The organism is Streptomyces prunicolor NBRC 13075 (assembly GCF_000367365.1).
Taxonomy (GTDB): Bacteria; Actinomycetota; Actinomycetes; order Streptomycetales; family Streptomycetaceae; genus Streptomyces; species Streptomyces prunicolor.
This window is the reverse complement of the sequence record NZ_BARF01000074.1, coordinates 205,014-231,591: the sequence shown is the minus strand read 5'-3', so window position 1 is coordinate 231,591 and position 26,578 is coordinate 205,014. Positions and strand designations below refer to the sequence as shown.

The following is a 26,578-nucleotide window of genomic DNA, read 5'->3' as shown; positions in this document are numbered from 1 at the left end:
ACGCACCAGCACGCACCAGCACGCACCAGCCGGAGGCTTCGCCATGTCCGCGTCCAGCTCCCCCTCCCCACCCGTTCCCGTCGAGGGGGTCGGTTCGTCCCGCTCCGGCGCCGTCGTCTGGGTCCTGGCGCTCGGCGGGATCACCGTCTCGCTGATGCAGACGCTGATCATCCCGATCGTGCCGGAACTCCCCAAGCTGCTGAACTCCTCGCCGTCCGACGCCACTTGGGCGATCACCGCGACCCTGCTCGCCGGTGCCGTGGCCAACCCGGTGGTGGGACGGCTCGGGGACATGTACGGCAAGCGGCGGATGCTGCTGCTCAGCCTGGTCCTGCTGATCGTCGGGTCCGTGATCGGCGCGCTCAGCGACACGCTCGTGCCGATGATCGTCGGGCGGACGTTCCAGGGCGTCTCGATGGCCGTCATCCCGCTCGGCATCAGCATCATGCGGGACGAACTCCCGCCCGAACGGCTGGGATCGGCGACCGCGCTGATGAGTGCGTCGCTGGGTGTGGGTGGTGCGCTCGGGCTGCCGACGGCCGCGTTCATCGCCGAGAAGGCGGACTGGCACGTGCTGTTCTGGACGGCGGCGGTGCTCGGCGGGGTCGTGGCCGCGCTCGTCGTGACGCTCGTACCGGAGTCGGCGGTGCGCAGCGGCGGCCGGTTCGACGTGGTCGGCGGCGTCGGGATGTCCATCGGCCTGGTGTGTCTGCTGCTGGCCATCTCCAAGGGTGCGGACTGGGGTTGGGGCAGCGGCACGACAACGGGCCTGTTCGCCACGGCGGTTGTGGTCCTGCTGGTGTGGGGCTGGTGGGAGCTGCGTACCGTACGGCCGCTGGTCGATCTGCGCACCAGCGCGCGCCGCCAGGTGCTGCTCACCAACCTCGCGTCCGTGGTGTTCGGCTTCGCCATGTTCGCGATGTCGCTGGCCGTGCCGCAACTGCTCCAACTGCCCACGTCCACCGGCTACGGCCTCGGCCAGACCGTGCTCGCGGCGGGGCTCGCGCTGGGCCCGTCCGGCCTGGTGATGATGGCGACCGCACCGCTCTCCGCCCGGATCTCGGCGGCGGCGGGCCCCAAGATCACCCTCATGCTGGGCGCGCTGATCGTGGCCGCCGGTTACGGCCTCGGGGTCGTCATGATGGCCGCGGTCTGGCAGGTCGTGGTGGTGTGCTGTGTGATCTCCGCCGGCGTCGGTTTCGCCTACGGCGCGATGCCCGCGCTCATCATGGGTGCCGTGCCGCTGTCCGAGACGGCCGCCGCGAACAGCCTCAACAGCCTGATGCGATCCATCGGTACGTCCGCCTCCAGCGCCGTCGCCGGAGTCGTCCTGGCCCATATGACGACGAGCTTCGGCTCCCTGACCGTCCCCTCCCACAACGGCTTCCGCGTGATCATGGGCATCGGTTCGGCGGCGTCCCTGGCGGCCCTGCTGCTGGCCGCGTTCCTGCCGGGGCGGCGGGCGCCGGTGGCCGCGGGGGTGCCTGCGGCGGCCAACGAGGCGGCTGAGGCGCGGAGTTAGGCACCGTGGTCGAACTGCGGGCGGGGTCTCGACACCCCGCCCGCAGTTCTACGACGCCTACGTCACATACGTCGGCTACGACAGCTGAGCCTGCACCTGGGCCGAGATGAGCTCCAGGTGGTCCAGGTCGGCGAGGTCGAGGACCTGGAGGTAGAAGCGCCGGGAGCCGATCTCGGCGTAGCGGCCGATCTTGTCGACGACCTCGGACGGAGTGCCCGCCAGGCCGTTCTCCTTGAGTTCGTCGACCTCGCGGCCGATCGCGGCGGCGCGGCGGGCGACCTCCTGGTCGTCCTTGCCGACGCAGACCACAAGGGCGTTGGAGTAGACGAGGTCGTCGGCCTTGCGGCCGACCGCCTCGGCGGCGGCGCGGACCCGGCCGAACTGCCGCTCACTGTCCTCGATGGAGGCGAACGGCATGTTGAACTCGTCGGCGAACCGCGCCGTCAGCTTCGGGGTGCGGCTCGCGCCGTGACCGCCGATCAGCACCGGGATCTTCGCCTGCGCGGGCTTGGGCAGCGCGGGCGAGTCGGTGAGGTCGTAGTGCGTGCCGTGGAAGTCGAAGGTGTCGCCGGGCTTGGTCTCCCACAGCCCGGTGACGATCGCGAGCTGCTCCTCCAGGCGCGCGAACTTCTCCTTGGGGAACGGGATGCCGTACGCCGTGTGCTCCTGCTCGAACCAGCCCGCGCCCAGGCCGAGTTCGACCCGGCCGCCCGACATCTGGTCGACCTGCGCGACCTGGATGGCGAGGACGCCGGGGAGACGGAAGGTGGCGGCCGTCATCAGAGTGCCCAGGCGGATGCGCTTGGTCTCCCGGGCGAGGCCGGCCAGCGTGATCCAGGCGTCGGTGGGACCGGGGAGTCCGTCACCGGAGCCCATGGCGAGGTAGTGGTCGGAGCGGAAAAAGGCGTCGAAGGCGAGGTCCTCGGTGGCCTTGGCCACGGCGAGCAAGGTGTCGTAGGTCGCCCCCTGCTGGGGCTCGGTGAAGATGCGCAGATCCATGGTTCCATCCTGCACGCTCGGGTCCCGGTCAACCTCACCGGTCCCACCCGCCCATCTCGTGCCCGGTCGGGTGAAATTGCGTCAACCGTGCGCACGGGGGGCGCCCGCGCCAGTGACCGGCCCCGTTGATGATCGTTGGCTCGGGCGGAGCCGGACCGCCCGGATTCCCGCCTCCTCCTCGCCGGGGAGGCCACGGGCCGAGGAGGCCGTCATGTCCGAAGAAGCTGTGCCGCAACAGGGCGGACCTGCACAACCCAAGGGGTTGTTGCAGCAGATGGAGGAGCTGATGGCGTCCCTGAACGCGGACCTGTCCGCCCTGGACGCGGACCTGCAGTCGGCCGGAACCACGGAGCCGACACCATCAGCACAGGCCACGTGAGGCGCCCCTGAAGGGGCGCGGGGAACTGCGCGACCAGCCACGACGGCGTCGCGCAGACCCTACAAACCGCAACCAACAGGGCACTCCCCCCGCACCGTCACCCCGCCTCCCGCTCCGGTATCGCCGCAGCGTCCCGATCCGCCAGTCTTCGGAGCATCTCCAACACCCGGTCCCGGGACTCGTCCGCCGCGTCGATCGCCTCCATGCACTGCCAGTACGTCCCCTCGTCGTCCGCCGCGCAGGCGATGCCGACGAGGGCGATACCGACCTCGCCCAGCAGGATGCCGAGGCACAGCAGGGCGAGGCGCGCATCACCCAGCTCAGTGAGCTGGGCCGCGCGTAAGTCCTCGATGGCCAGCACCGGGGTGTCCAGCACTCCGCAGCCCCGGCCCGCCAACTCGGTCAACCCCAGTGCCTCGCCCCGCAGTTCGGGCGGCCCGAAGACCGCGAGGCGGCTGCCTATCGCCTGGGCGAGGGCCTGCGCCTGCCACACCTCCGTCATGGTCTGAGACACGTCGCCGCTTCCGGCCAGGGCGCGCCTGCTCGTCACGATGAGCCGCATCGCGTCCATGCGCTGCCCCCGTCATATCCCGACGTGCTGTGCGCACGTCCGCCCGAACTCCCTTGTCCACTACCCAGAGTGAGAGTCCCTGAGACGAAAAGCCAGAGGAAGGCGGAAATCTGTGGACAACAAATCGGTTGCGGACAGATGAATGACTCCGGAGAGTGAAAATGGACGCGCGGACTCCCCCAATCGATCGCCTACGGCGAGGACTTGTCGGCTACGGCGAGGACTTGTCGGCTACGACGAGGACTTGTCGGCTACGACGCCGGAAACCTGCCCTCGTTCCGGTCGATCTTCGCGTCGAGCGCGGCGAGCGGGTCGATGCCGAGCACCTCGCACAGTTGCAGCAAGTACGCGAGCACGTCGGCGACTTCGTCCCGCACCCGGTGCGCGCTGTCCGGGTCGTCCATGACCCGCGTCGACTCCTCGGGGGTCAACCACTGGAAGATCTCGACGAGTTCGGAGGCCTCCACGCTGAGCGCGGAGGCGAGGTTCTTGGGGGTGTGGTACTGCTGCCAGTTCCGCGCGGCCGCGAACTCGGCCAGTCTGTGCTGCAGTTTCGCCACGTCGAGATGTTCTGTCACGGGTCCAGGTGTACCACTGTGACCCCGTCGATCCGGGTGGCCCAGGATGCGTCGCTCACCGCGCCGACCAGCCGGATGTGCCCGCGCTCGCACATCCGCGCCGCGAGCTGCAGCAGTTCGGTCCGTTGCCGTACGTCGAGTGCCCGGTCGAGGCCGTCGGCGAGGACGGTCAGGGTCTGCATCGCGGCCGGGACCTCGCCGGGCGGGTCGATCTCCAGCACCCCGGGGCCGGTGAGGAGCACCAACGCGATTGCCGCGTAGCGGAGTTCACCGTCGCCGAGTCGTTCGAAGCCGGTGCGTAAGCCGTCGCCCCGGTCGAGCACCGCGCGGAGCATCCCGTCGCGGAGTGGTTCCGCGAGCACGTCCACCACGGGTCCGGCGCATCCGGTACGCACCGAGGTGACGAGTTGCCCGTGCCGTCGCCCGCATTCGCTCCGGGTGCGCCACAGCACGTCGGCGAGGTTGCCGCAGTCCCGCAGCAACCGCCCGTCGCCCATCGGTACGGCGTCGCGCATCCGCTCGGGCACCGGATCGCAGGCGAAGACGGAGCGCAGGGCGACCACCATCTGCTCGGCGGCGGCGAGGACTTGGCGCTGCCCGTCGGTCTTGCCGGCGACCCGCAACGGCAACAGGGCGGTACCGAGCCGGTCGTCCGGCAACGGTGCGCGGGTGACCGGCGACGATCCCCCCGTGTGCCAGGAGGCCTGCACCGTACGGCGCGTCGGGTCGCGCAGCGCGGTCTCCAGGAGGACCAGGCCGCCCGACGTCAACCGCTCGCCCACGATGCGCAGTTCGGGCTCGGCCTGGACGGCGACGTCGAGCCGTACCGGCCCCTCGGGCCCGTCCGCCGTACAGCCGATCCGGAACCCGCGTCGGCGTTGGGCGTCGGGCCGGGCCCGCTCCGGGACGCAGGCGACCGGGTCCGGGAACACCGCCCCGACCTCGACCCCGGCGCCGAGCCGCGCGAGCGCCTCGTACGCCAGCAGCGCGCTCGTCTTGCCGTACCCGCTGGGCCCGGCGAAGAGGGTGAGTGGCCCGAGCGGGAATCCGGCGCCCCGGTGCGTGGCGAACGCCGAGAGCCGCAGCTCGGTGAGGTGCGGCCGGTCGGCGTGCGCCTCGAAACGCCCGGGGTTCATCGGCGCGGGCGCCCTCGACGACGGCGGGGTGACACCGTCCGACGGCTCCGGCGCGGGCCGGGCCCGGGGCGAGCGGGCTTCGGGCGATCGCCCCTGTGGCGGCACGGACTCGGACGATCGGGAGGACGTGGGCGAGCCGGAGAAACGGGAGGAGCCCGACGAATGAGATGACTGGGGTGAATGTGCTGACGCGGCCATATCCGGACCGTAGGCCTCCGCCGTCAGGCGAACCGTTCCGCCCCGGGGACCTTCCTACGATCGAGCGACGGGCGCGCTCACCTCAGACTCCCGGGACCCCGGCCCCCTCCATCAGCCCCCGGACTTCCGTCCCGGGCGGTGTGAGCAGGAACACGTTCCGGTCGACGCGGGTCATCCCGCTCGCCAGGCCGAAGACGACGCCCGTGCTGAAGTCCAGCACCCGCTTGGCGACCTCGGTCTCCGCGCCGGTGAGGTCGAGCAGCACCGGTATGCCCGCCATCAGGGTCTCCGCGACCTCGCGCGCGTCCCCGAACACATTCACCCGGAGGACGACGAAGCGGCGGCGCGGCTCGGTCTCGGCCTCGGGTATCGCCCGGTGGCCCACGGCGGACGGCCAGGCGTCACGCCCCCGCAGCGGCACTACCTGGGCGAGCCCTTCCCACTGTTCGTCGGTGACATCGTGGCTGTTCACCGGCATGCTCCGTCCTGGGTCGCGCTGGCAGTCTGCATCCGTCGATTGTTGCGCACTGTCACCCGTTCGGCCCAACTGCGACACACTCCGCGACAAGATCGGGCGCATCTCACACCGGCCCCCGGCCCGTTGTGCAGCGGGTGTAACCCCTCATGATCGAGCCGCGTGACCTCGGCGTAACGGGCAATTCGTAGCGTCTACGGCATGACGACGAGCCTCCAGACGCAGCGGGTACGGACGGTCTGCTCGTACTGCGGTGTGGGCTGCGGGATGCTGCTCGACGTCGGCGCGGGTCCCGACGGCAGGCCTACGGTCCTCAGGGCGTCCGGCGACAAGGCGCACCCGGCGAACGCCGGGCGGCTGTGCACCAAGGGCGCGACCACCGCCGAGATGCTCGCCGCACCGGGCCGGTTGACCGGGGCGCTCGTGCGCGACGAGCGGGGCGAGGAGCCGGTGCCGACGCCCGTGACCAACGCGATCGCCGAGACCGCGCGGCGCCTGCGGAAGATCGTCGACGAGCACGGACCGGACGCGGTCGCCCTCTACGTCTCCGGGCAGATGAGCCTGGAGGCGCAGTACTTGGCGAACAAGCTGGCCAAGGGGTTCGTCCGGACGAACCAGATCGAGTCCAACTCCCGGCTGTGCATGGCGAGTGCGGGCGCCGGTTACAAGTCGTCGCTGGGTGCGGACGGGCCGCCGGGGTCGTACGAGGACTTCGAGCGGGCGGACGTGTTCCTGGTCATCGGCTCCAACATGGCCGACTGCCACCCGATTCTCTTCCTGCGGATGATGGAACGGGTCAAGGCGGGCGCCAAGTTGATCGTCGTCGACCCGCGCCGGACCGCCACCGCGGCGAAGGCGGACCTCTTCCTCCAGATCGCGCCGGGCACCGATCTCGCCCTGCTCAACGGCCTGTTGAGGCTGCTGCACGAGAACGGGCACACCGACCCGGAGTTCATCGCCGCCCACACCGAGGGCTGGGAGGCGCTGCCCGCCTTCCTCGCCGACTACGCGCCGGACGCCGTCGCCGCCCTCACCGGTCTCGCCGAGGACGACCTCCGTACGGCTGCCCGGCTGATCGGCGAGGCGGGCGAGTGGATGAGCTGCTGGACGATGGGCCTCAACCAGTCCACGCACGGCACTTGGAACACCAACGCCCTCATCAACCTGCATCTCGCGACGGGCGCGATCTGCCGCCCCGGCAGCGGCCCGTTCTCCCTCACCGGCCAGCCGAACGCGATGGGCGGCCGTGAAATGGGCTACATGGGACCGGGGTTGCCGGGCCAGCGGTCCGTACTCGTCGACGCGGAACGGGAGTTCACCGAGGAGGTGTGGGGCCTGCCGCCGAGGACGATCCGCTCGGACGGCGTCGGCCGGGGCACCGTCGAGATGTTCCGGAAGATGGCCGACGGCGACATCAAGGCCTGCTGGATCATCTGCACCAACCCGGTCGCCTCGGTCGCCAACCGACGGACCGTCATCGAGGGCCTGGAAGCAGCCGAGTTCGTCATCACCCAGGACGTCTTCACCGACACCGAGACCAACGCCTACGCCGACGTCGTCCTCCCCGGCGCGATGTGGACCGAGTCCGAGGGCGTCCTCGTCAACAGCGAACGCACCCTCACCCTCGCCCGCCCCGTAGTCGCCCCACCCGGCGAGGCGATGGCCGACTGGCGCATCATCGCGGCCGTCGCCTGCGCGATGGGCTACGAGAAGGGCTTCACCTACGACAGCGCGGAGCAAGTCTTCGATGAGATCCGGCAGTTCTCGAACCCGGTGACCGGCTGGGATCTGCGCGGGGTGACCTACGAGAGGCTGCGGTCCACGCCGGTGCAGTGGCCGGCGGCGGCGGAGGACGGGCCGGACCGCAATCCCATCCGGTACGTGGGCGGGGGCGACCTGCGCTTCCCAACTGCCAGTGGGCGAGCGGTCTTTCACGCCCGCGCGCACCTGCCCGCCGCCGAACTTCCCGACGACGACTACCCGTTCGTGCTGAACACCGGGCGGCTCCAGCACCAGTGGCACACGCTCACGAAGACGGGCAAGGTCGCCAAGCTGAACAAGCTGAACCCCGGGCCCTTCGTGGAGCTGCATCCGCTGGACGCACGGGAGTTGGGGATCGCCGAGGGCGACTCGGTGGAGGTCGCGTCGCGGCGGGGGCGGGCGGTGCTGCCGGCCGTGGTGACCGACCGGGTGCGCCCCGGGGGCTGCTTCGCACCGTTCCACTGGAACGACCTCTTCGGTGAGTATCTGAGCGTCAACGCGGTGACGAGCGACGCGGTGGATCCGGTGTCGTTCCAGCCGGAGTTCAAGGTGTGCGCGGTGTCGTTGGTGAAGGTGGCGAGTGCGGCACCGGTTCCAACACCGGCTCCGGAGAAGGAGCTTGTGCCGACCTCGGTGACCCCGGGCGCGAATCCCTTCGGGCTCGATCCCGCCCCGCCGCCCGTCCTCTCCGCGCAGGAACGCCTCTATCTCACCGGCTTCCTCGCCGGTATCGAGTCCGGCGCCCCGGGTGTGCCCACACTCCCGCCGGACGCGCCCTTCAGTGCCGAGCACGCGCTGTGGGTCAACGGCGTTCTCGCCGGGATGTATTCGAGGTCGACGACACCCACTCCCCCGATGCAACCGCAGCAACAGCCGCAGCCCGCCCGGCAGATAGTCGTCCTGTGGGCCTCCCAGACCGGCAACGCCGAGGAGTTGGCGGCGGTCACCGCCGAACGGCTGGGCTCGGCCGGGCACCGGGCGACCCTGGTCGGCATGGACCAGGCCGACGTCGGCGCACTCCCCGCCGACGCCGATCTCCTCTTCATCACCAGCACGTTCGGCGACGGCGACGCCCCCGACAACGGCTCCGGCTTCTGGGACACGCTCGCCGGTGAACAGGCGCCACGGCTCGACGGAGTGCGGTTCGCGGTGCTCGCCCTGGGCGACTCGTCGTACGGCGACTTCTGCGGGTACGGGCGCCGACTGGACGCGCGGCTCGACGAGTTGGGCGGGGTGCGGCTGGCCCCGCGCACCGACTGCGAGCCGGACTTCGAGCCGTCGGCGGATGCCTGGCTGGGCCAGGTGCTCACGGCACTGGGCACCGAAAGGGCCACCGGGACCGCAGCCGCCAAATCGCCGCCCCGGTCCCCCAAGCCCACTCCCACCAGCGCCCGTCTAGTCGGCAACCGCCTGCTCAGCCGCCCCGGCGCGAGCAAGGAGGTCCGCCGCTTCACCTTCGACACCAGCGGCACCGACCTCACGTACGAGACCGGTGACGCGCTCGGCGTCCGGCCGGTCAACTCCCCCTCGCTGGTGGACGAATGGCTCGCCGCCACCGGTACCGATGCCGCAGCGGTCGTAGAACTGGAAGGCATGGGAGAACTCCCCTTCGCCGAAGCGCTCCACCGGCAGTTGGACATCACCCGTATCACCCCGGACCTGCTGCGCTTCGTGGCCGAACGGGCGCGGGACGACCGGGAGTTGCGTGGGCTGCTGCGGCCGGACAACAAGGACCGGCTCGCGCAGTGGAGTTGGGGGCGGCAGGCGGTGGATGTGCTGGCCGAGTATCCGGTGAAGGCGGGGGCGCAGGAGTGGGCCGGGGTGCTGAAGAAGCTTCAGCCGCGGCTGTATTCGATCTCGTCCAGCCCGCTCGTCGACCCGCACAGCGTCTCGTTGACGGTGTCGGTGGTGCGGTACGAGGGTCTCAACGGCCGTCCGCGCGGCGGGGTTTGTTCGCCGTTCCTTGCGGACGCCGATGTGGAGGCGGACACGGAGGTACCGGTGTTCGTGCAACGCTCCCCGCACTTCCGCCCGCCCGCCGATCCCGCGACGCCGATGGTGATGGTCGGGCCCGGTACGGGCGTGGCGCCGTTCGTCGGGTTTCTTCAAGAGCGGCGCGCGCTCGGGCATCCCGCGCCGAACTGGCTGTTCTTCGGGGAGCAGCATCGCGCGACGGACTTCTACTACGAGGAGGAGCTGGCGGGGTTGCTGGACGAGGGCGTGCTCGCCCGGCTGGACACGGCGTTCTCCCGGGACCAGCGCGCGAAGGTGTATGTGCAGGACCGGATGCGGGAGCACGGGCCGGAGTTGTGGCACTGGTTGCGGGAGGGCGCCCACTTCTATGTGTGCGGGGACGCCTCGCGGATGGCGAAGGACGTGGAGCGGGCGTTGCGTGACATCGCGGTCGCGCACGGCGGGCTGGACGAGGGCGAGGCGGCCGCGTATGTGAAGCAACTGGCGGCGGCGAAGCGGTATGTGCGCGATGTTTACTGAATGAACTGATGGTCACGGCGAGTTGAACAACGCCGTTCGAGTTTGCCCCATTTAGGCCACAACGAGGCCTTCTTACCCCTCTCACACCGGAATCTTCTCGATTGCCGACACCTCGCTCACCAGGCGCGATTAGCGTCTTGTGTCGTGCACTTGGCAGAAACACCTCAGGTGGCACCCGGTCGGCGGACACAGTCGGCGGTGTCCGCCCCGGAACCTCCCGCGCAGTGGCACCGCGTCCTCACCCTGCTCGCCGACATCAGTCTGTTCATCGGCGTCCGCTCGGTGTGGACACAGGCGGCCAGTCATCGGCTCGTCGTGGCGGCGGTCGTCTGCCTCTGCTACGCCTCGATCCTGGTGTGCGGGGTGCTGGCCCTGGTGGTGCGCCGGGCGCGGTCGCTGGCGCGGATCGATCTCGCCGTGCTGGTGACGGCGGTGCTGCTGACGCTGTCGGCGTGGTCGGTGTTCCACAGCGGCGGCGACGAGGCGGTCCTCACCACCCAGGCCGCCAGGGAGTTGGTCGCCGGACACCCGATCTACGGCCAGCCCTGGCCGTGGCTCTTCCATCCGAACCACGGCGTCGCGCTGACCCCGACGGTGACCGGCGGCTACGACTACACGTACGGCTATCCCCCGCTGGAGACGCTCCTGACGGCGCCCCTGCTGTGGATCGGGCACGGCGGCGCCCCCGCGACCGCCGTCGCCACCGCGGCGCTGATCGCCGCCGCGGTCCTCATGTGGCGGCTGCTGCCGGTGCCGTGGCGGTCTGCGGCCACCCTCGCGTGCCTGGGCCTCGGCCTGCTGCCGACCTACGGCCGTCAGGGCTATCCGGCCGTGCTCGCCATGGCGTTGCTGGTACCGGTGGTGATCTGCTGGCCCCGGATCGGCAGGGGCGGCCGACTCGGTCCCGCCGGGATCGCCCAGGCCGCGTGTCTGGGGGCGGCCTGCGCGGCGCAGCAACTCCCGTGGTTCCTCACGCCGTTCCTGCTGGCCGGGATCTACGCGGTGCGGCGCGGTGAACTCGGCGCCCGGCAGGCCGCGTTGATACTGCTGCGCGTCGTCGGGATCGCCGTCACCGTGTGGCTGCTGATCAACACGTACTTCATCGTGCACGAGCCGCGCACCTGGCTGGCGGGCATCGCGCTGCCGCTGACGCAGGGCGCGGTGGTGCACGGCCAGGGCCTGGTGGACATCTCGCTGTACTTCACGAACGGCAGCGACCGGCTCGACTGGTACTCCCACGCGAGCATCCTGCTGGCGGCGGGTCTGCTCGCCGTGTTCGCGCTGTTCGTACGGCGGTTGGGGCCGGCGGCGACCGTTCTGCCGTGGTGCGCCTTCTATCTGGCGACGCGTTCGCAGGACGGCTACTACCTGATGATGACGCCGTTGTGGCTGGCGTCGGCGGTGACCGCTCCGATCACCGAGTTCCGTGACGCGTGGCAGCCGCGCCCCCGGCTGCTGTCCGGTCCGCACCGCCGCGGGGCCAGGGTCGCGGCGGCCGTGCTCCTGCTCACGCCCGCGCTGGCGGGCGCGGCCGTGGCGGCGACGGGGGCGCCGCCGATGACCATGAAACTGACGGGAGTTCGGCGCGCGGTGCCCACCGTCGTGACCCGGCTGACGGTCCAGGTGACCAATTCGTCCGGCACCCCTCTCACGCCCCACTACACGCTCACCACAGGTCAGGGCATGAGCAAGTACTGGTCCCAGGTGGGCGGCCCGGCGACGCTGCCCGCGCACAGCACGGCGACCATCGAACTCCGGCCGCCCGACGGGACGTTCACCCTGCCCCACAAGAAGGTCCGCATCCGGATGCGTGCCTTCACCGCCACCCCGCAGACACTGTCCAGCTCGGACATCCGGCTGCGGCCCGCGAATTGACGGTCTGTCAGACGGCCGTACGCAGGAAGCGGAGCGTGGTGGTGACGGTGGTCAGGCCGCGCAGCATGCCGAGCTGGTTCCAGCCCAGGCCGAACTGGTCGCGGTCCACGGTGAATTCGGCGTCCAGCGTGAGCGCCTCACCGGTCGCGTCCTTGAGGCGGGCCGTGAAGGTCTGCGGGCGGCTGATGCCGTGGACGGTCAGCTGACCGACGACGTGCACGGTGTCTCCGGTCAGCTCGGCGCTGCGCACCGCGAAGGTGATCTCGGGGAACTTGTCGGTGTCGAACAGGTCGGCGGAGCGCAGGTGCTTGTCACGCTTGGCGTTCTTGGTGTCCAGGGAAGCGGCGTCCAGGGTCAGGGTGCCGATCGCGGAGCCGTCGCCCCGGACCTCGCCCTGACCGTTGAAGGTGCCGAAGGTGCCCTTCACGTTGACCAGGCCCCACATCGTCTTGTGGCTGATGCCCACGGTGGAGGCGGTCTGGTCGAGCTGCCACACCCCGGTTTCGACGGCGACGGTCATGATCTCTCCCACTGGTTCCAGTAGTCCAAATTTGAATGAGCCTTATGAGCGCCACGCTAGCCCATTATCCAAATCTGAACAACCATCTCCTCCAAAATTGGACAACAGGTAGACTCGACACCATGGCCGACCCTGTTGAGCGCCCCGCCGACCAGCCCGAATGTCCCTCCCTGCGGGGCGACGGGCTGCTCCCGCCCGAGCTGCGCGCCTGGATGCTGCTGGTGGCGGCGACGGGCTCGGTGGAACAGGAGCTGCGCTCGGTCGTGAAGGGGAACCTCGACGTCTCGCACGACGAGTTCCTGGTGCTGTGCCTGCTGGCCGAGCAGCCGGAGGGGCTGCGGATGACCCGGGTCGCCGAGCTGCTCGGCCGCCCGAAGACCCGGCTGACGTATCAGATCGCCTGTCTCCAGCACGCGGGCCTGGTCACCCGCAAGTCCGTCTGCGGCGACAAGCGCGGCATCGAGGTCGCCCTCACCGAGAAGGCCCGCCAACTCCTGCGCGAGGCCTCGGAGTCACTCGCCGAGACGGTCAAGCGGGGGCTCGTCCAGTTCGTGGGCCGGGAGCAACGGGACGCGCTGACCGCACTGTTCCCCGACCTAGGGCCTGTCTGACGCCACTGTCGGACCCGGCCCCTACAGTGTCGAGCCATGAACTCGAGCGACGTGGGCAGCGGTGCCGATCCTTCCCAACTCGCCGTTCTCCGCGAGCTGTTGGAGACGGGCAAGCCGGTCCGGATACGCAAGGCCATCGGGGAACTCGTCCTGATCCGGGACGACGGATCGGCGCTCGCCCTGGCCGCCCGGTACATCGGCACGGCCGGGTGGAGCGCGGAAGCGCTGATCCGGATGTGGCCCAAGGTGGCCGACCCTGACGGCTTCTGCGCGGCCAGCTGGAGGACGTCAGTGCCCTGCTCGGCATGCCCGACCTCGTCGGCGTCCACGTCGGATCCTGCCCTTCCCTCGAGAACCTCCACCCGCTGCCCGACCTGCCGTTGAAGGAGGCCACGTACCCCTACAGCCTCTACTCCGGACGCCCGGTGCCGCGCCGTCCATGGTCGCCGGTGCCATCGCCGCCGCCGGCAATGGCACCCAGGACGAACCCGTCTCCGAAGTGGTCCGACGCGTTGAAACTGGGCTAGGCAGGTCAGCGCGCTAGAGGGCGCACGCGACATCCTCGTCGGCCAGTAGGTGCACGAGGGTCGCCCGGGCGCGGGCCACCCTCGAACGGACCGTCCCCACAGGGCAGTTGCTGAGTTCCGCCGCCTCTTCGTAGGGCAGGCCCAGGAGTTGGGTGAGGAGGAACGCCTCGCGGCGTTCGTCGGGCAGGACGGCGAGGAGGTCGAGCAGTGCCACGCCGTCGTCGAAGCCGGGGAGGCCCTGGGGTTGGGCCAGTTCGACGGCGAGTTGCCAGTCCTGGACGTCGGACAGGCGTGGGCGGACGGCGGCGCGGCGGTAGCTGTCGATCACCGCGCGGCGGGCGATGGACAGCAGCCAGGTGCGGGCGGAGGAACGGCCCTCGAAGCGGTGCAGGCTGCCGAGCGCCCGCAGGAACGTGTCCTGCGCGAGGTCGTCGACCGCCTGCGGGTCGGCGCCGAGGTACGCGACGTAGCGCAGGACGTCGCGGTGCAGGGCGCGCATGAGGTGGTCGACGGCGACGGAGTCGCCGTGGCGGGCGGCGAGCGCCCAGTTGGTCAGCGACTCGTCGCTCGACTCCGTCACGTCGGGCGAGGCGGGCAGGGTAGGAGTGATCACCTGAGGTCCTTCTCGGTCACCGTGAAAGGGGATCGGCCGTCCCGCGCCGCCCGGCAGAGGCGTGGCGCGGGGGTACGGCCTGGGCCCGAGGCGCGTAGGCGCGGCCCGGGGTGCCGGCTGTCGTCAGGCGACAGCGGTCCCCAGGGGCGGACCCCGAGAGGTGATCGCGTGGACGAGAAGGAGAAGCCGCGGCGCCCGTTCGGAACGGGGGCGGCGCGGCCTGAAACGCGGACGGTGCGGTGGGACAGGGAGCGCGAGCAACAGCCGTAGCGGAGCCGCGAGTCGGCCGGCGACGGACCGCAGGACTCGGAACGCGGCGCGCTCACCGTGTGCCAGCCACAGGCCGCAGAGCAGGGCGGCGAGCAGGTGGGCGGCGAGCATGCCGGGCGAGGAGGTGCCGGTGGTAGTGGCCGACATATGGCCCATGTCCATGGAGTCGGTGGCGCTCATGTGCATGGAGCCCATGTCTGCCGACCCCATGTCCATGGACACCGGCTGCCCGGTCGCCGTCCCCGTCGCGGGCTGCGCGAGCGAGAACGCCGAGTGGAGGGCGGCCTGGGTGGCGACCACCAGGGTCACTATCAGCGTGCGGCCGCGTTCACGGCCCGCCAGGGACCAGCCGGCCACTCCGGTCGCGGCGAGTCCGGCGGCCAGTGCCCACACGGGTACGTGGCGTCCGGACATCAGGACGTGGCCCAGGGCGGCGAGCACCACACAGACGGCCGCGAACATCACGGCCCGCACTGTGCGCGCACACCACCCTGCCCTCATGGCGCCTCATCCTGGCATCCGTACCTTGGTCTCAGCCGTGGGTACGGTAATTCCCTGTCCGGTACTCAGGAGCGGTCGCCGCCGGACCGGTCCTACTCCTCGATCACGAGGCCCTTCGCCGCGAGCACCGGTGCGAGGTTGCACATCTCCACGACCGTCTTTCCCGCACGGTACGCGGCGATGAACCCGGCCTCGGCGTCGACCCGTTCCTGCGAGAGGGCGGCGGCCTCGGCCGCGGCCTCGCGGCGCACGACGACCACGCCGTCGGCGTCGGCGCGCATGAGGTCGCCGGGGCGGACGAGCACGCCGCCGACGGTGATCGGCTCGCACATCGGGCCGACGGTCTCCTTGACCGTGCCCTTGATGGAGACGCTGCGGGAGAAGACCGGGAAGCCCAGGGCGCGCAGGTCCTCGGTGTCGCGGACGCCCGTGTCGGTGATCAGACCGGCGAGGCCCTTGGACTGGCAGGCGTTGGCGAGGACATCGCCGAAGGAGCCGGCCTCCTCGTAGTTGCCCGCCGAGACGACCACGACGTCGCCTGGCTGGGCGTAGGCGATGGCGGTCTGGAGCATCAGGTTGTCTCGCGGTGCGCACTGGACGGTGAACGCCGGGCCGCACAGGGACATGGTGTGGTCGACCGGCTTGATCGCCGAGTCGAGCGCCCCGAGGCGGCCCTGTGCCTCGTGGACGGTGGCCGAGGAGAAGGCGCTCAACTGCTTGACGACGGAGGACTCCGGCCGCTCAAACTTCGTGCTGACGCGGATCATGATGACCTTTCGGAGGGATCAGGCGGTGGGCGCGGAGGTCAGTTCGGCGCACGCCGTCGCGATGCGCTCGCAGGCCTCGGTGAGGACGTCCGTCGACGTGGCGAAGGAGATACGGAAGTAGCCGGGGGCGCCGTACGCGGTTCCGTGGATCACCGCCACCTGCCGGCTGTCGAGAAGGTGCAGGGCGAAGTCCTCGTCGCTCTCGATCCGGGTGCCGGCAGGGGTGAACTGCCCAATAGCTTCCCGGCAGTTGACGAGGAGGTAGAAGCCGCCGTCCGGGACCGTGCAGCTCAGCTGCGGCACGTCGTTGATGAGCTTCACGGTCTCGTCACGGCGGGCGCGGTAGACGCGCACGGTGTCCTGGACGAAGTCCTGCGGTCCGGTGAGCGCGGCGGCAGCGGCGGCCTGGCTCACGGACGAGGGGCACGAAGAGGTCTGCGACTGAAGGGTGTTGATCGCCGTCACCAGGTCGGCCGGGCCCACCCCGTAGCCGATACGCCAGCCCGTCATCGCGTACGTCTTGGAGACGCCGTTGGTGAGGAACACCCGGTCGGCCAGGCGGGGTTCGACCGCCGCGAGGGACGGGGCGTCCTGGTCGCCGTACCAGATCTCGTCGTAGATCTCGTCGGTGAGGACGCCGACGTGCGGGTGGGCGAGCAACACCTGGGCGAGGGCCTGGAGTTCGGCGGTGGTGTAGGCCGATCCGGTCGGGTTTCCCGGGGTGTTGAGGACGACCCAGCGGGTGTTCTCGGTGATCGCCGAACTCAGCCGCTCCGGCGTGAGCTTGAAGCCCTCCGCCTCGGGGCAGTCGACGATGACCGGGGTGCCGTCGTTGGCGCGGACCATGTCCGGGTACGACACCCAGTACGGGGCGGGGACGATGACCTCGTCGCCCTCGTCCAGCGTGGCCATCAGGGCGAGGAAGATGACCTGCTTCGCGCCGCCGCCGACGGTGATGTTCGCGTCGGTGACCGCCAGGCCGTGGCGCTCGCGGAGTTTGCCGGTGATCGCGGCGCGCAGGGCCGAAGTACCGTTCACCGGCGTGTACTTGGTCTCGCCCGCCTCGATCGCCTTGATCGCGGCGGCCTTCACGTGCTCCGGGGTGTCGAAGTCGGGCTCGCCCACGGTGAGGTCGAGGATGGTGAGCCCCTGGCTCTTCAGCTCGCGGACGCGCTGGGCCGCCGCCGTGCTCGGCGAGGGCTTGATACGGCTGAGGCGCTCTGCCGTCTTCACGGTGATCAGCCCTCCCTGCGCTCGAAGTTGAGGCCGCCGGGCACCTGGAAGGTGGGCAGGATCTCGATGTGGCCGATGTTGACGTGCCGGGGCGAGTCGACGGCGAACTCGATGGAGTCGGCGATGTCCTCGGGCTTCAGGGATTCGTAGCCGTCGTAGAACTCGCGCTGGGCGGCCTCCATGTCGCCCAGGAGGCGGCCGAAGATCTCGGTCTCCACGCGGCCGGGGCAGATCTCGGTGACGCGCAGGCGCTTGCCGTAGCCGTCGACGCGGAGCTGGCGGGAGAGGGTGTGCACGGCAGCCTTGGTGGCGTGGTAGATCGTGTTGCCGCCGAAGTTGTAGACGGCGGCGATGGAGCTGATGTTGACGATGTGGCCGCGGTCGCGCTCGACCATGCCGGGCATCAGCAGGCGGACCAGGTGCAGGACGGCCTGGATGTTGACGGCGACCTGCTCGTCGACGGCGAACTCGTCGGCGGTGAGGATGTTGCCGGTCCGGGAGACGCCCGCGTTGTTGACGAGGACGTCGATCTCCAGGCCGTCGAGTGCGGCGGTGAGGGCCGCGGTGTCGGTGACGTCGACGGCGTGCGGGATGCAACCGGTCTCGTCGGCAAGGGTGTTGAGCCGGTCGGCGTTGCGGGCCACGGCGTGGACTTCCAGGCCGCGCTTGGCGAGCCGTTCGACGACCACGGCTCCGATGCCGGTCGACGCTCCGGTGACGAGGGCCGTCCTGTAGTCGGAGATGGGCATGCTGAGGGCTCCTTGCTGTGCGGGGTGGGGGGCTTGTACGGGCGTGCGGGTGCGGGAGTTGCGTGAGGCGTGATGCGGGGCGCGCGGTCAGGCGTCGCGCAGGGGCAGGTGGGCGCGGTCCGTCACGCGGGACACGGCGAGCAGGGTGCCCAGGGCCGTGATCACGGCGTAGAAGGCCGGCATGTTGACGTTGCCCGTGCGGTCGATGAGGTAGGTCATCAGCAGGGGGGCCGTGCCGCCGAAGAGGGCGGACGAGACGTTGTAGCCCAGGCCGTAGGCGGAGTAGCGCACACGGGTCGGGAAGAGTTCGACGAGGAGTATGTGGATGACGCCTGTGTGGCCGGCGAACACAACGGCCATGATGCAGGCGCCGATGACCGCGAGGGCCACGTTGCCGGTGCCGATCAGCAGGTAGCAGGGGATGCCGACGATGGCCATCGCGACGGCGGATCCGGCGAGGACCTTCTTGCGGCCGATGCGGTCGGAGAGGCGGCCCATATAGGGGATGGCGATACAGATCGCGACCAGGCTGGAGGCGGTGACGAGGAGGCCCTGGACCTTGCCGAAGTGCAGCTCAGTGCTCATGAAGGTGGGCATGTAGCTGAACAGGACGTAGTAGCCGGAGCCGTTCATCAGGGGGATGAAGAGGGCCAGCAGCATCGCGCGGCGGTGCTCGGCGGAGGCGAAGGCCTCCTTGAGCGGGTTCTTGGAGAGGCCGTCCTCTTCTTTCAGGCGGGTGAAGTTCGGGGTGTCGCTGATGCGCTTGCGGATGTAGATGCCGGCGATGCCGAGCGGCACGGCGAGCAGGAACGGGATGCGCCAGCCCCAGGACTCCATGCGGGCGGAGCCGAGGCCGCTGGTCATCGCGGCGGCGACCAGGGTTCCGGTGAGCAGCGCGAGGAACGAGGCGATCTGCGCGTAGCTCGTGTACAGGCCGCGCTTGCCCTCCGGGGCGTGCTCGGCGAGGAAGCTCATCGCGCCGGAGGCCTCGCCGCCGACGGAGAAGCCCTGGGCGACGCGGAGCAGGATCAGCAGGGCGGGGGCGGCGATGCCGATGCTGGCGTAGCTGGGGAGTACGCCGATGGCCGCGGTGGCGGCGCTGATCAGCAGGATGACGAAGACCAGCATGCGCTGGCGGCCGATGCGGTCGCCGAGGTGGCCGCAGATGACGGCGCCGAGGGGGCGGAAGAAGAAGGAGACTGCGTAGCCGAGGAAGACGAGCTGGACGGCGTTGTCGGAGCCGGGGAAGAAGACGGCGGCGAGGGATCCGGCCATGAAGCCGAAGATGCCGTTGTCGTAGAGCTCGGCGAAGATCCCGACGCACCCGGCGAGGGTGACCTTGCGGGCTGTTCTGGGATCGACCGTGTTGGGGACTGGCTGAGCGGCCACGGTACTCATGGCGTCTCCTGTCTGGGCAGCAGGCGGGGGATGAGGGGCGTTACGGCTCCGTGCGGGTGCTTCCAGCGGTTTGGCGGGGAGCGGGGTGAGCGGGTGCGGGTGGGCTATGTGCGGGTGGGGAGCGGTTGTGGGTTTTGTGCGGGTCGGTGGGGGCTTGTCGCGCCCGCGCGGCGGAGCCGCAAATGTCACAGCCCCGCGCCCCTTCTTGAACGGGCCTGTGTTCGAGAAGTGCGAGGAGGTGTGGGGGCTTGTCGCGCCCGCGCGGCGGAGCCGCAAATGTCACAGCCCCGCGCCCCTTCGTGAGCGGGCCTGTGTTGGAGAGGTGCGGGGTGTCAGGTCCCCGCGCCCCCTCGTAAGCGGGCCTGTGCCGAAAAGGCGCCGGCTGTCAGGCCCCCGCAGGGGCGCGGATGCGTAGGGCCTCGAAGGCTGTGTGGACCCTGGTTCTCAGGGCGTCTATTGCTTGGCGTTGGGTGCGGTGGGTGGTTACTGCCTGGTCGAGGGTTCGGTGGCGGAAGTGGATGGTTTGGCCGGGGCGGACCTGGGCCAGGGCGGAGAGGCCGGTGGCGGTGACCACGGCTAGGACGGGGTAGCCGGCCGTGACGCCGCGGCCGCGATGCAGGACGAGGAGTTCGTCGCCCGCGGGTACTTCTACGGCGCCGATGGGGACGCCGCGGGAGAGGACCTCGCCCTGGGTGACGCGGCGGGGTACCGCGCCCTGGAGGCGCAGGCCTATGTGGTTGCTTCGCGGGGTGACCGTGAAGGGGGCGTCGAACAGGCGCCGGCCCGTGTCGCCGAACTCGGCCCGGTCGGGGCCGTCGGTGACGTCGATGGTCCAGCTGGTGGGGAACGGGGGGACCGGCGCCTTCAGGCGGAACAGGGGGATGCGGGAGAAGGGGTGGTCGATCGGCGGGCAGGCCGTGCGCAGGGTGAGTTCGTCACCGGCGCGGAGAGCGGGGCCGAAGCCGAGGATCGTGTCGGGGGCGCAGCTGCCCTGGAGGTAGTCGGCCTCGAACGAGCCGAGTACGGCCAGGTAGACGCGGAGGCCCCTGTGGATGCCGGTCACGCGAATGGTTTCGCCTGCCCTGACGGGGATCGGTTCCCATTGCGGACGTACGACTCCGTCCACGGTTACGTCAGCCGGGGCTCCGGTCACCGCGATGAGGGTGTCGCCGGAGGGGACGCACGCGAAGTCCAGGGCGGTGATCTCCAGCAGCGGGGCGCGGTCGTGGTTGCCGCACAGGACGTTGGCGACGCGTGCCGAGTGCTGGTCGGCGGCTCCGTTGGCGGGCAGGCCGTAGCGGGAGCGGCCGACGCGGCCGAGGTCCTGGACGGTGACGATGCCGGGGGTGCGGATGGTGAGGGTGTCAGCCATGGCCGACCTCCTGGCCCGCCAGGTCTGCCGGGTCCGTACAGTCCGCGAGGCTCAAGTTGGCGTAGTCGTCCCACTGTTGGGGGTCGATCGGCCGGAAGCGGAAGGTGTCGCCGGGGCGGTACGCCGTGATCGGGTCGCTGTGCAGGTCCAGGACGCGTACCGGGGTACGGCCGAGCAGTGGCCAGCCGCCGGGTGAGGGCATCGGGCAGATGACCGCCTGGCGTCCGGCGACCGCGACCGAGCCTGCGTCGACCCGGGTGCGGGGGGAGGCGAGGCGCGGTACCGGCTTCGGGAAGGGCGGGCCGTCCGTCATCGGGGCTCCGGCGGGGGCGCCGAGGCAGCGCACGGTGAGGTCGGAGCCGGAGTGCAGGGCGATGATCTCGCCCTCGGTCAGGCCGAGTTGGGCGGCGACCTCGGGGAGGTCGGGGCCGTACTCGCCGCCGTAGACGACGGGGACGACGAAGCGGCGCGGGGGTGTGGTGGGCGCGGGGTGCGGGCCTAGGCGGGCCGCCTCGTGGGCCAGGACGCGGCGGACCGTGTCGTGGTCGGTGGCGGCGCAGTCGAACTCGACGAGGAGGGCGTCGTAGGTGGGCACCACGTCGTGGACGCCGGTGAGTTGGACAGCGTTCAGGGCGTCGGCGAGGGCGTGGACGAGTTGCCAGGCGGGTTCGGCGGCGAGGCCTACGGCCTTGGCGACCAGGGCGGAGTCGCCGCAGTCGGCGATCGTCACGTTGGCATTGGCATTGGCATTGGTGTGGCCGTAACTGCCTTTTGTCGTGGGCCCGTTCACGAGCGGGTCGTCCGCGAGGAGGCTGTTCATGTCGGTCACTCCTTGCCGCTCAGGACTTTGTCGAGGGAGGTGATCTCGACGCCTGCGGTGAGGAGTTGCTCGCGGATGCGGGCGGCGAGCGCGATCGCGCCGGGGCTGTCTCCGTGCAACAGGACTGTGTCGCAGGCGACTTGGACGTCCGTGTCGTCGACGCTGCGGATGACGCCTTCGGTGACCATGCGCAGGGTGCGCCGGGCGACCTCGTCGGGGTCGTGGATCACGGCGCCGGGCTCGGAGCGGGGCACGAGCGTGCCGTCGGCGCGGTAGGCGCGGTCCGCGATGCCGACGATGCCGACGCGCAGGCCACGGGCGCGAGCCGCGTCGGCCAGCTCGCCGTCCTGCGCGAGGACGATCAGTGACTCGTCGAACGCTGCTACGGCGTCCACGACGGCGCGGGCGTAGTCGGCGCGGACGGCGACCAGGTTGCCGAGGCGGCCGTGCGGGGCGACGTGGTGCACCCGGGTGCCGTAGGCGACGGCGAAGGCCTGGAGGGCGCCGATCTGGTAGAGCACGTCCGTGCGGACCTCTTCCGGAGTGAGGTCCATCGCGCGGCGGCCGAAGCCGACCAGGTCGGGGAAGCTCGGATGGGCGCCCACGGCGACCTGCTTCTCCACACACGTCCGCACGGTGGCGTCCATGATGCGGGGATCACCGGCGTGGAATCCGCAGGCGACATTCGCGGACGTCAGCAACTCCAGAAGGGCGGCGTCGTCGCCCATTGTGTAGGCGCCGAATCCCTCGCCGAGATCGGCGACGAGATCAACCATGGGAGTCATGACGTCCTCCGGGAGGGAATGCCGGAAAGGGGGAAATCCGGGGAAGGCGGAACCGGTGAAGGAAGTGACCGGGGAAGCGAAGTCATCACGTCTTCGTGACATCCGGAAAATGATCCGCTCATATCGGACACGGACAATGAGTTTCTCGGCGATTCGTCGAGGAGTTCGTCGAGCCGTTCCGGTGTGGATGTTCCGCTCAACTTATTCCGCCGGTCGCGTGATCGCCAATATGCGTTCGGTCTGGCGTTATCGCGAACGGCTATGACCCCCCTCACACCCTCCACCCACCAGGGCTGTGCTTCGGGGTGAACGCTCCCTACGATGAGGCTTCGCTCCATCTGGAAGGCCCCGCGCAATGGACACCAGGCGTCTCTACTCGTTCATCAAGATCATCGACGCGGGGAGCATCACGCGCGCGGCCGACATCCTGCACATCGCCCAGCCGGCGCTGAGCCAGCAACTGTCCGCCCTGGAGGCACAGTTCGGGCAGCAGCTGCTGATCCGCAGCAAGCGCGGGGTCGCCCCGACCGAGGCGGGCCGGGCGCTGTACCTGCACGCGCAGCTCATCCTCCGGCAGGTGGACCTCGCGCAGGCCGCCGTCGACGTCTCCGGCCGGGCCCCCGCCGGCAGCGTCTCGGTGGGCCTCGCCCCCTACAGCCTGGGCGCGGCCCTCGCGCTGCCGCTCCTGAAGAGCGTGCGCGAGCGCTACCCGGACATCCTGCTGCACATCAACGAGAACTTCGGCGGCGTGATCAGCGAGGCGATCATGACCGGCCGCATGGACATGGCCTTCATCTACGGCGCCGGCCCGCTCCGGGGTGTCCAGTTCGAGCCCGTCCGCACCGAGGACCTGTATCTGATCGGCGCGCCCGCCGACACGGCACCGTGCGGGAAGGGCGAGGTGAACCTGGCGGAGCTGGCGAACCTGCCGCTGCTGCTGCCCAGCCGGATCCACACGATCCGGCAGGTCGTGGACGCCGCCTTCCAGCAGGCCTCGCTCCGACTGAACGTGGTGGGCGAGGTCGAGTCCGCGCTGACCCTCGTCAATGCCGTGGACGCGGGCATCGGCGCGACGGTCCTGCCGTGGTCGGCGGCGCGGGCCATTCTCGACGTCCGCACGCTGTCCGTACGGCGGATCGTGGAACCCGTGATCACGGTGAAACTGTCCGTGGTCACCTCGGACAATCAGCCGCTCTCGGAGCCCGCGCTGGCCGTGCACGATCTGTTCCTGGAGCTGATCGACAGCGACAAGAACCGAGAAGAATAAGGAAGGCCGATAGCGTCAGACGAATCCGCTATTTGTTTCCGGTGACCGCCGCGGCTAGCGTATTTCGAATAACGTCTTTCGAATGATCCGCCCGGCCGGTAATGCACGGCTGTACATGGCTGTACGCGGCTCGTCACTGGAGAAGAACATGAAGAATCGTGTCCTCGCCACCCGTGAAATCCTGCCCGGCGAAGGCCTGCAACGCCTGTCCGAGAGCGCGGAGTTGGTGGCCTGGCCCGGTGCCGCCAAGCCCGGACCCACCGACCTCGCCGCCATCGCCCCCGGCGTGAGCGGTGTACTGGCCCTCGGCAACGACCCCGTGGACGCCGCTCTCATGGACGCGGCGGGCCCCTCGCTGCGCGTCATCGCGCTGGCCAGCATGGGCTTCGACAACGTCGACCGCGTCGCCGCCGCCGAGCGCGGCATCGTCGTCACGCACACGCCCCGCGTCCTCGCGGAGACCACCGCCGACCTCACCTTCGCGCTGATCCTCGCCGCCCGCCGCCGCATCGGCGCGGCCTCCGCGAGCCTCGCGGACGGCTCCTGGGAACTGTTCCGGATGCGCGACTATCTCGGCCTCGACGTCCACGGAGCCACCCTCGGCCTGGTCGGCTACGGCCAGATCGGCCGCGCGGTGGCCCGCCGGGCCCACGGTTTCGGGATGCGCGTGATCCACCACGACCCGTACGCGCCCGACGACGACCTGTCGACCTCGGTGGGCCTGGCCGCGCTGCTCGCCGACTCCGACGTCGTGTCGCTGCACGTGCCGCTCACCGACGAGACCCGCCATCTGATCTCGGCCCGCGAACTGGCCGCGATGAAGCCCACGGCCACGCTGGTCAGCACCTCGCGCGGCGGAGTCGTGGATGAAGAGGCCCTGTTGGACGCCGTCCGTGAAGGGCGGCTGCACTCCGCCGGGCTCGACGTCTTCGAACGGGAGCCGATGGGAACGGAGTTGTCCCCCCTGGTGGCCGAGCCGCACATCGTCACGCTGCCGCACATCGGGTCGGCCACCGAGGCGACCCGGGGCGCGATGGTCGACCTGGCGGTGGACAACATCCTCGATGTGCTGGCCGAACGGCCCGCTCGTACGCCCCTGCCCGGCAGTTCGGCGGTGGCGGGCGCACCGGTCGGCGGCTGAACGCGTCAGTTCACCCGGCTTGGGTGCTGCTGAGGCCGGCCCACTGCAACAGGAACCGGAGCGCCTCGTGCGAGGGCGAGTCCGGTGGGGCCGTGTACGCGACGAGGAACTGCTCCGGATGCGTGTCGACGGTGAACTGCTGGACGTCGAGGGTGAGTTCACCGGCGACCGGATGGACGTAGGTCTTGGTGAGTTGCCGCGGTCCCCGTACCTGGTGCTCGGCCCACCAGGTGCGGAAGTCCGGGTCGCGGGCGGCGAGTTCGGCGATCAGGGTGTCAAGTGCCGGGTCGTGCGGGGTGCGGCCCGCCTCCATGCGCAGTACGGCGACGCACTCGCGGGCGGCCCGGGGCCAATCGGCGTACAGGGCCCGGAAGTTGGCATCCAGGAAGGTGAGCCGGATCAGGTTGCGTTCGGCCGGGGGCAGCGCGCCGAAGTCGGTGAGGAGGGCGACGGCAGCGCGGTTCCAGGCGAGCACGTCCATGCCCCGGTGCAGCACCATCGCCGGGATGTCGTGCATGGTGTCCAGCAACTGTCGTAGCCGCGGGGCGACTTCGCGACGTACGGGCGGCCGGGTGGACGCGCCCGGCGCGACCTCGGCCAGCGTGAAGAGGTAGGTGCGCTCGTCCGGGGCGAGGTGCAGCGCGTCGGCCAGTGCGTCCAGGACGGCGCGGGAGCCTCTGCGGGTGCGGCCCTGTTCCAGGCGGACGATGTAGTCGACGCTCACGTGCGCGAGATACGCCAGTTCCTCCCTGCGCAGACCGGGTACGCGCCGCAGTCGGCCGTCGTCGGGGAAGCCCGCCTGGTGCGGGTCGCGGTCCGCGCGGCGGGCACGCAGGAAGTCGCCCAGTTCGTTGCCGGAGGGGCCGACGGGGTCGGTGGGGCCGGAGGGGTTAGAGGTGGGCGGCGCGTCACGGTCTGCCATGGGTCCAGTGTCCTCGGGCCGGCGCGGGCGTGCCTGGTACAGAACCGCATAGGCAGAGCCGTCCCTGGTGGCGCCGGGTGGGGCGGGACGACGGTGGGGGCATGGCCGTACACCGGCCTCCCTCTCCCCCTCACCCTCACCTCCGACTGGAGTGCATCCCATGCGTACCGATGTCACCTTCCTCAGCGCGGGCCTGAAGCTCGCCGGCCACCTCTACACCCCGGACGAGGAGACGCCGGGGGTGCCGCGTCCCGCGATCGTGGTCGGGCATCCCGGCACCGGGGTGAAGGAACAGGCCTCCGGTCTGTACGCCCGTCTGCTGGCCGAGCGCGGGTTCGTCACGCTCGCCTTCGACGCCGCCCACCAGGGTGAGAGCGAGGGCGAGCCGCGCAGTCTGGAGGATCCGGGGCAGCGGGTCGAGGACCTGAAGGCCGCCGTCTCCTTCCTCGGCACCCTCGACGAGGTCGACCCCGGCCGCATCGGGGCACTGGGCATCTGCGCCTCCGGCGGCTACGCCCTCGCGGCGACCGCGACCGACCCGCGCATCCGGGCCGTGGGCGCGGTCAGCGCCGTAGACATGTCACGGCAGTTCCGGCTCGGCGCGGACGGTGCCCAGGACCCGGCGGTCATGGCAGGCATGCTGGCCGCCGCCTCCGCGGCCCGTACCGCGGAGGCCGGTGGTGCGGACGTCCAGCGTTTCCCGGTCTTCCCCGCCACCGAGGAGGAGGCGCGTGCGGGCGGCCCACATGTCTACGAGGGCTGGGAGTACTACTGCACTCCGCGCGCCGGGCACCCCCGTTCGGCCAAGTCGCTGACCTGGACGAGCGTCGACCGCATCGCCGCCTTCGACACGTTCACGTCCGTCGCGCTGATCGCGCCGCGACCGCTGCTGCTGATCGTCGGGCGGGCCGCGGTGACGTCCTGGATGAGCGTGGAGGCGTTCCAAAAGGCGGACGGGCCGAAGGAGTTGGTGTGGATCGAGGGCGCTTCGCACGTCGATCTCTATGACAAGGAGCAGTACGTGACGCCCGCCGTCGAGAAGCTGGGCGACTTCTTCGCCGCCCAGCTGACCGGGTGATCCACCCGCCTGTTCCG

The 26,578-nt window shown here is 70.4% G+C and carries 25 protein-coding genes; 9 read left to right on the top strand and 16 right to left on the bottom strand.

Annotated elements, in window-relative coordinates:
* The first annotated feature begins 43 nt into the window (after nucleotides 1–43).
* A complete protein-coding gene (locus tag SPR02S_RS32020; protein ID WP_019061115.1) occupies nucleotides 44–1,522 on the top strand; it encodes an MFS transporter in 1,479 nt (492 codons plus the stop codon).
* 75 nt (nucleotides 1,523–1,597) lie between these two features.
* Here the strand turns inward: SPR02S_RS32020 and SPR02S_RS32015 are convergent, their stop codons facing one another.
* A complete protein-coding gene (locus SPR02S_RS32015) occupies nucleotides 1,598–2,521 on the bottom strand; it encodes an LLM class F420-dependent oxidoreductase (RefSeq protein ID WP_019061114.1) in 924 nt (307 codons plus the stop codon).
* A gap of 211 nt (nucleotides 2,522–2,732) precedes the next feature.
* On the opposite strand from SPR02S_RS32015, the gene SPR02S_RS64070 reads away from it, so the two are divergent.
* Nucleotides 2,733–2,900 (top strand): hypothetical protein, encoded by a 168-nt coding sequence (locus tag SPR02S_RS64070; RefSeq protein ID WP_019061113.1) that lies wholly within the window; start codon nucleotides 2,733–2,735, stop codon nucleotides 2,898–2,900.
* A 97-nt stretch (nucleotides 2,901–2,997) separates the two neighbouring features.
* On the opposite strand, the gene SPR02S_RS32005 is transcribed toward SPR02S_RS64070, so the two are convergent.
* The 4 genes from SPR02S_RS32005 to SPR02S_RS31990 form a co-directional block, all read right to left on the bottom strand.
* On the bottom strand, nucleotides 2,998–3,471 hold the full coding sequence (locus tag SPR02S_RS32005) for a DUF6099 family protein (protein WP_019061112.1): 474 nt from the start codon (nucleotides 3,469–3,471) through the stop codon (nucleotides 2,998–3,000).
* Between the two features lie 251 nt (nucleotides 3,472–3,722).
* The gene (locus tag SPR02S_RS32000; protein ID WP_019061111.1) at nucleotides 3,723–4,049 is read right to left on the bottom strand and encodes a nucleotide pyrophosphohydrolase; all 327 of its coding nucleotides are present in this window, start codon (nucleotides 4,047–4,049) and stop codon (nucleotides 3,723–3,725) included.
* Nucleotides 4,046–5,185 (bottom strand): AAA family ATPase, encoded by a 1,140-nt coding sequence (locus SPR02S_RS31995; protein ID WP_019061110.1) that lies wholly within the window; start codon nucleotides 5,183–5,185, stop codon nucleotides 4,046–4,048. The genes SPR02S_RS32000 and SPR02S_RS31995 overlap by 4 nt, the downstream gene beginning before the upstream one ends.
* Nucleotides 5,186–5,465: 280 nt before the next feature.
* Entirely contained in the window at nucleotides 5,466–5,861 is a 396-nt protein-coding gene (locus SPR02S_RS31990; protein ID WP_019061109.1) for a cell division protein SepF, read from the bottom strand.
* A gap of 198 nt (nucleotides 5,862–6,059) precedes the next feature.
* Here SPR02S_RS31990 and SPR02S_RS31985 point away from each other — a divergent pair, with 198 nt between their 5' ends.
* Nucleotides 6,060–10,112 carry a bifunctional nitrate reductase/sulfite reductase flavoprotein subunit alpha gene (locus SPR02S_RS31985; RefSeq protein WP_026151048.1) on the top strand — a complete coding sequence of 1,351 codons (4,053 nt, stop codon included), beginning with the start codon at nucleotides 6,060–6,062 and terminating at the stop codon, nucleotides 10,110–10,112.
* A 198-nt stretch (nucleotides 10,113–10,310) separates the two neighbouring features.
* Nucleotides 10,311–11,987: a hypothetical protein gene (locus tag SPR02S_RS31980; protein ID WP_019061107.1), complete on the top strand. Its 1,677-nt coding sequence runs from the start codon at nucleotides 10,311–10,313 to the stop codon at nucleotides 11,985–11,987.
* Nucleotides 11,988–11,994: 7 nt separating this feature from the next.
* On the opposite strand, the gene SPR02S_RS31975 is transcribed toward SPR02S_RS31980, so the two are convergent.
* On the bottom strand, nucleotides 11,995–12,507 hold the full coding sequence (locus tag SPR02S_RS31975) for a YceI family protein (RefSeq protein WP_026151047.1): 513 nt from the start codon (nucleotides 12,505–12,507) through the stop codon (nucleotides 11,995–11,997).
* Nucleotides 12,508–12,629: 122 nt separating this feature from the next.
* On the opposite strand from SPR02S_RS31975, the gene SPR02S_RS31970 reads away from it, so the two are divergent.
* Both SPR02S_RS31970 and SPR02S_RS31965 read left to right on the top strand, forming a co-directional pair.
* The gene (locus SPR02S_RS31970; protein WP_019061105.1) at nucleotides 12,630–13,118 is read left to right on the top strand and encodes a MarR family winged helix-turn-helix transcriptional regulator; all 489 of its coding nucleotides are present in this window, start codon (nucleotides 12,630–12,632) and stop codon (nucleotides 13,116–13,118) included.
* A 36-nt stretch (nucleotides 13,119–13,154) separates the two neighbouring features.
* On the top strand, nucleotides 13,155–13,502 hold the full coding sequence (locus tag SPR02S_RS31965; protein ID WP_019061104.1) for a hypothetical protein: 348 nt from the start codon (nucleotides 13,155–13,157) through the stop codon (nucleotides 13,500–13,502).
* A 156-nt stretch (nucleotides 13,503–13,658) separates the two neighbouring features.
* On the opposite strand, the gene SPR02S_RS31960 is transcribed toward SPR02S_RS31965, so the two are convergent.
* From SPR02S_RS31960 to SPR02S_RS31920, 9 genes are all read right to left on the bottom strand, one after another.
* Entirely contained in the window at nucleotides 13,659–14,258 is a 600-nt protein-coding gene (locus tag SPR02S_RS31960; RefSeq protein WP_019061103.1) for a sigma-70 family RNA polymerase sigma factor, read from the bottom strand.
* 123 nt (nucleotides 14,259–14,381) lie between these two features.
* Nucleotides 14,382–14,990, bottom strand: coding sequence for a hypothetical protein (locus tag SPR02S_RS31955; protein ID WP_019061102.1), 609 nt, complete (start codon nucleotides 14,988–14,990; stop codon nucleotides 14,382–14,384).
* Between the two features lie 131 nt (nucleotides 14,991–15,121).
* Nucleotides 15,122–15,796, bottom strand: a complete 675-nt coding sequence (locus SPR02S_RS31950) for a 4-carboxy-4-hydroxy-2-oxoadipate aldolase/oxaloacetate decarboxylase (RefSeq protein WP_019061101.1) — start codon at nucleotides 15,794–15,796, stop codon at nucleotides 15,122–15,124.
* Between the two features lie 18 nt (nucleotides 15,797–15,814).
* Entirely contained in the window at nucleotides 15,815–17,029 is a 1,215-nt protein-coding gene (locus SPR02S_RS31945; protein WP_019061100.1) for an aspartate transaminase, read from the bottom strand.
* Between the two features lie 5 nt (nucleotides 17,030–17,034).
* Nucleotides 17,035–17,778, bottom strand: coding sequence for an SDR family oxidoreductase (locus SPR02S_RS31940; RefSeq protein WP_019061099.1), 744 nt, complete (start codon nucleotides 17,776–17,778; stop codon nucleotides 17,035–17,037).
* An 87-nt stretch (nucleotides 17,779–17,865) separates the two neighbouring features.
* Entirely contained in the window at nucleotides 17,866–19,176 is a 1,311-nt protein-coding gene (locus SPR02S_RS31935) for an MFS transporter (RefSeq protein WP_019061098.1), read from the bottom strand.
* A 385-nt stretch (nucleotides 19,177–19,561) separates the two neighbouring features.
* Nucleotides 19,562–20,548, bottom strand: a complete 987-nt coding sequence (locus SPR02S_RS31930; RefSeq protein WP_019061097.1) for a 5-oxoprolinase subunit C family protein — start codon at nucleotides 20,546–20,548, stop codon at nucleotides 19,562–19,564.
* On the bottom strand, nucleotides 20,541–21,368 hold the full coding sequence (locus SPR02S_RS56725) for a 5-oxoprolinase subunit B family protein (RefSeq protein WP_019061096.1): 828 nt from the start codon (nucleotides 21,366–21,368) through the stop codon (nucleotides 20,541–20,543). Before SPR02S_RS56725 ends, SPR02S_RS31930 begins: the two co-directional genes overlap by 8 nt.
* 5 nt (nucleotides 21,369–21,373) lie before the next feature.
* Nucleotides 21,374–22,153 carry a LamB/YcsF family protein gene (locus SPR02S_RS31920; RefSeq protein ID WP_020684231.1) on the bottom strand — a complete coding sequence of 260 codons (780 nt, stop codon included), beginning with the start codon at nucleotides 22,151–22,153 and terminating at the stop codon, nucleotides 21,374–21,376.
* 355 nt (nucleotides 22,154–22,508) lie between these two features.
* Between SPR02S_RS31920 and nac the strand changes: the two genes are divergently transcribed.
* Together nac and SPR02S_RS31910 are read left to right on the top strand one after the other, a co-directional pair.
* Complete coding sequence (gene nac / locus SPR02S_RS31915; protein WP_019061094.1) at nucleotides 22,509–23,420, top strand: nitrogen assimilation transcriptional regulator NAC; 912 nt, start codon at nucleotides 22,509–22,511, stop codon at nucleotides 23,418–23,420.
* Between the two features lie 148 nt (nucleotides 23,421–23,568).
* Nucleotides 23,569–24,561 carry a 2-hydroxyacid dehydrogenase gene (locus SPR02S_RS31910; RefSeq protein WP_043258625.1) on the top strand — a complete coding sequence of 331 codons (993 nt, stop codon included), beginning with the start codon at nucleotides 23,569–23,571 and terminating at the stop codon, nucleotides 24,559–24,561.
* Nucleotides 24,562–24,571: 10 nt separating this feature from the next.
* On the opposite strand, the gene SPR02S_RS31905 is transcribed toward SPR02S_RS31910, so the two are convergent.
* Nucleotides 24,572–25,483 (bottom strand): helix-turn-helix transcriptional regulator, encoded by a 912-nt coding sequence (locus SPR02S_RS31905; RefSeq protein WP_019061092.1) that lies wholly within the window; start codon nucleotides 25,481–25,483, stop codon nucleotides 24,572–24,574.
* A 160-nt stretch (nucleotides 25,484–25,643) separates the two neighbouring features.
* Between SPR02S_RS31905 and SPR02S_RS31900 the strand changes: the two genes are divergently transcribed.
* Complete coding sequence (locus SPR02S_RS31900) at nucleotides 25,644–26,561, top strand: alpha/beta hydrolase (RefSeq protein ID WP_019061091.1); 918 nt, start codon at nucleotides 25,644–25,646, stop codon at nucleotides 26,559–26,561.
* Nucleotides 26,562–26,578: the final 17 nt, after the last annotated feature.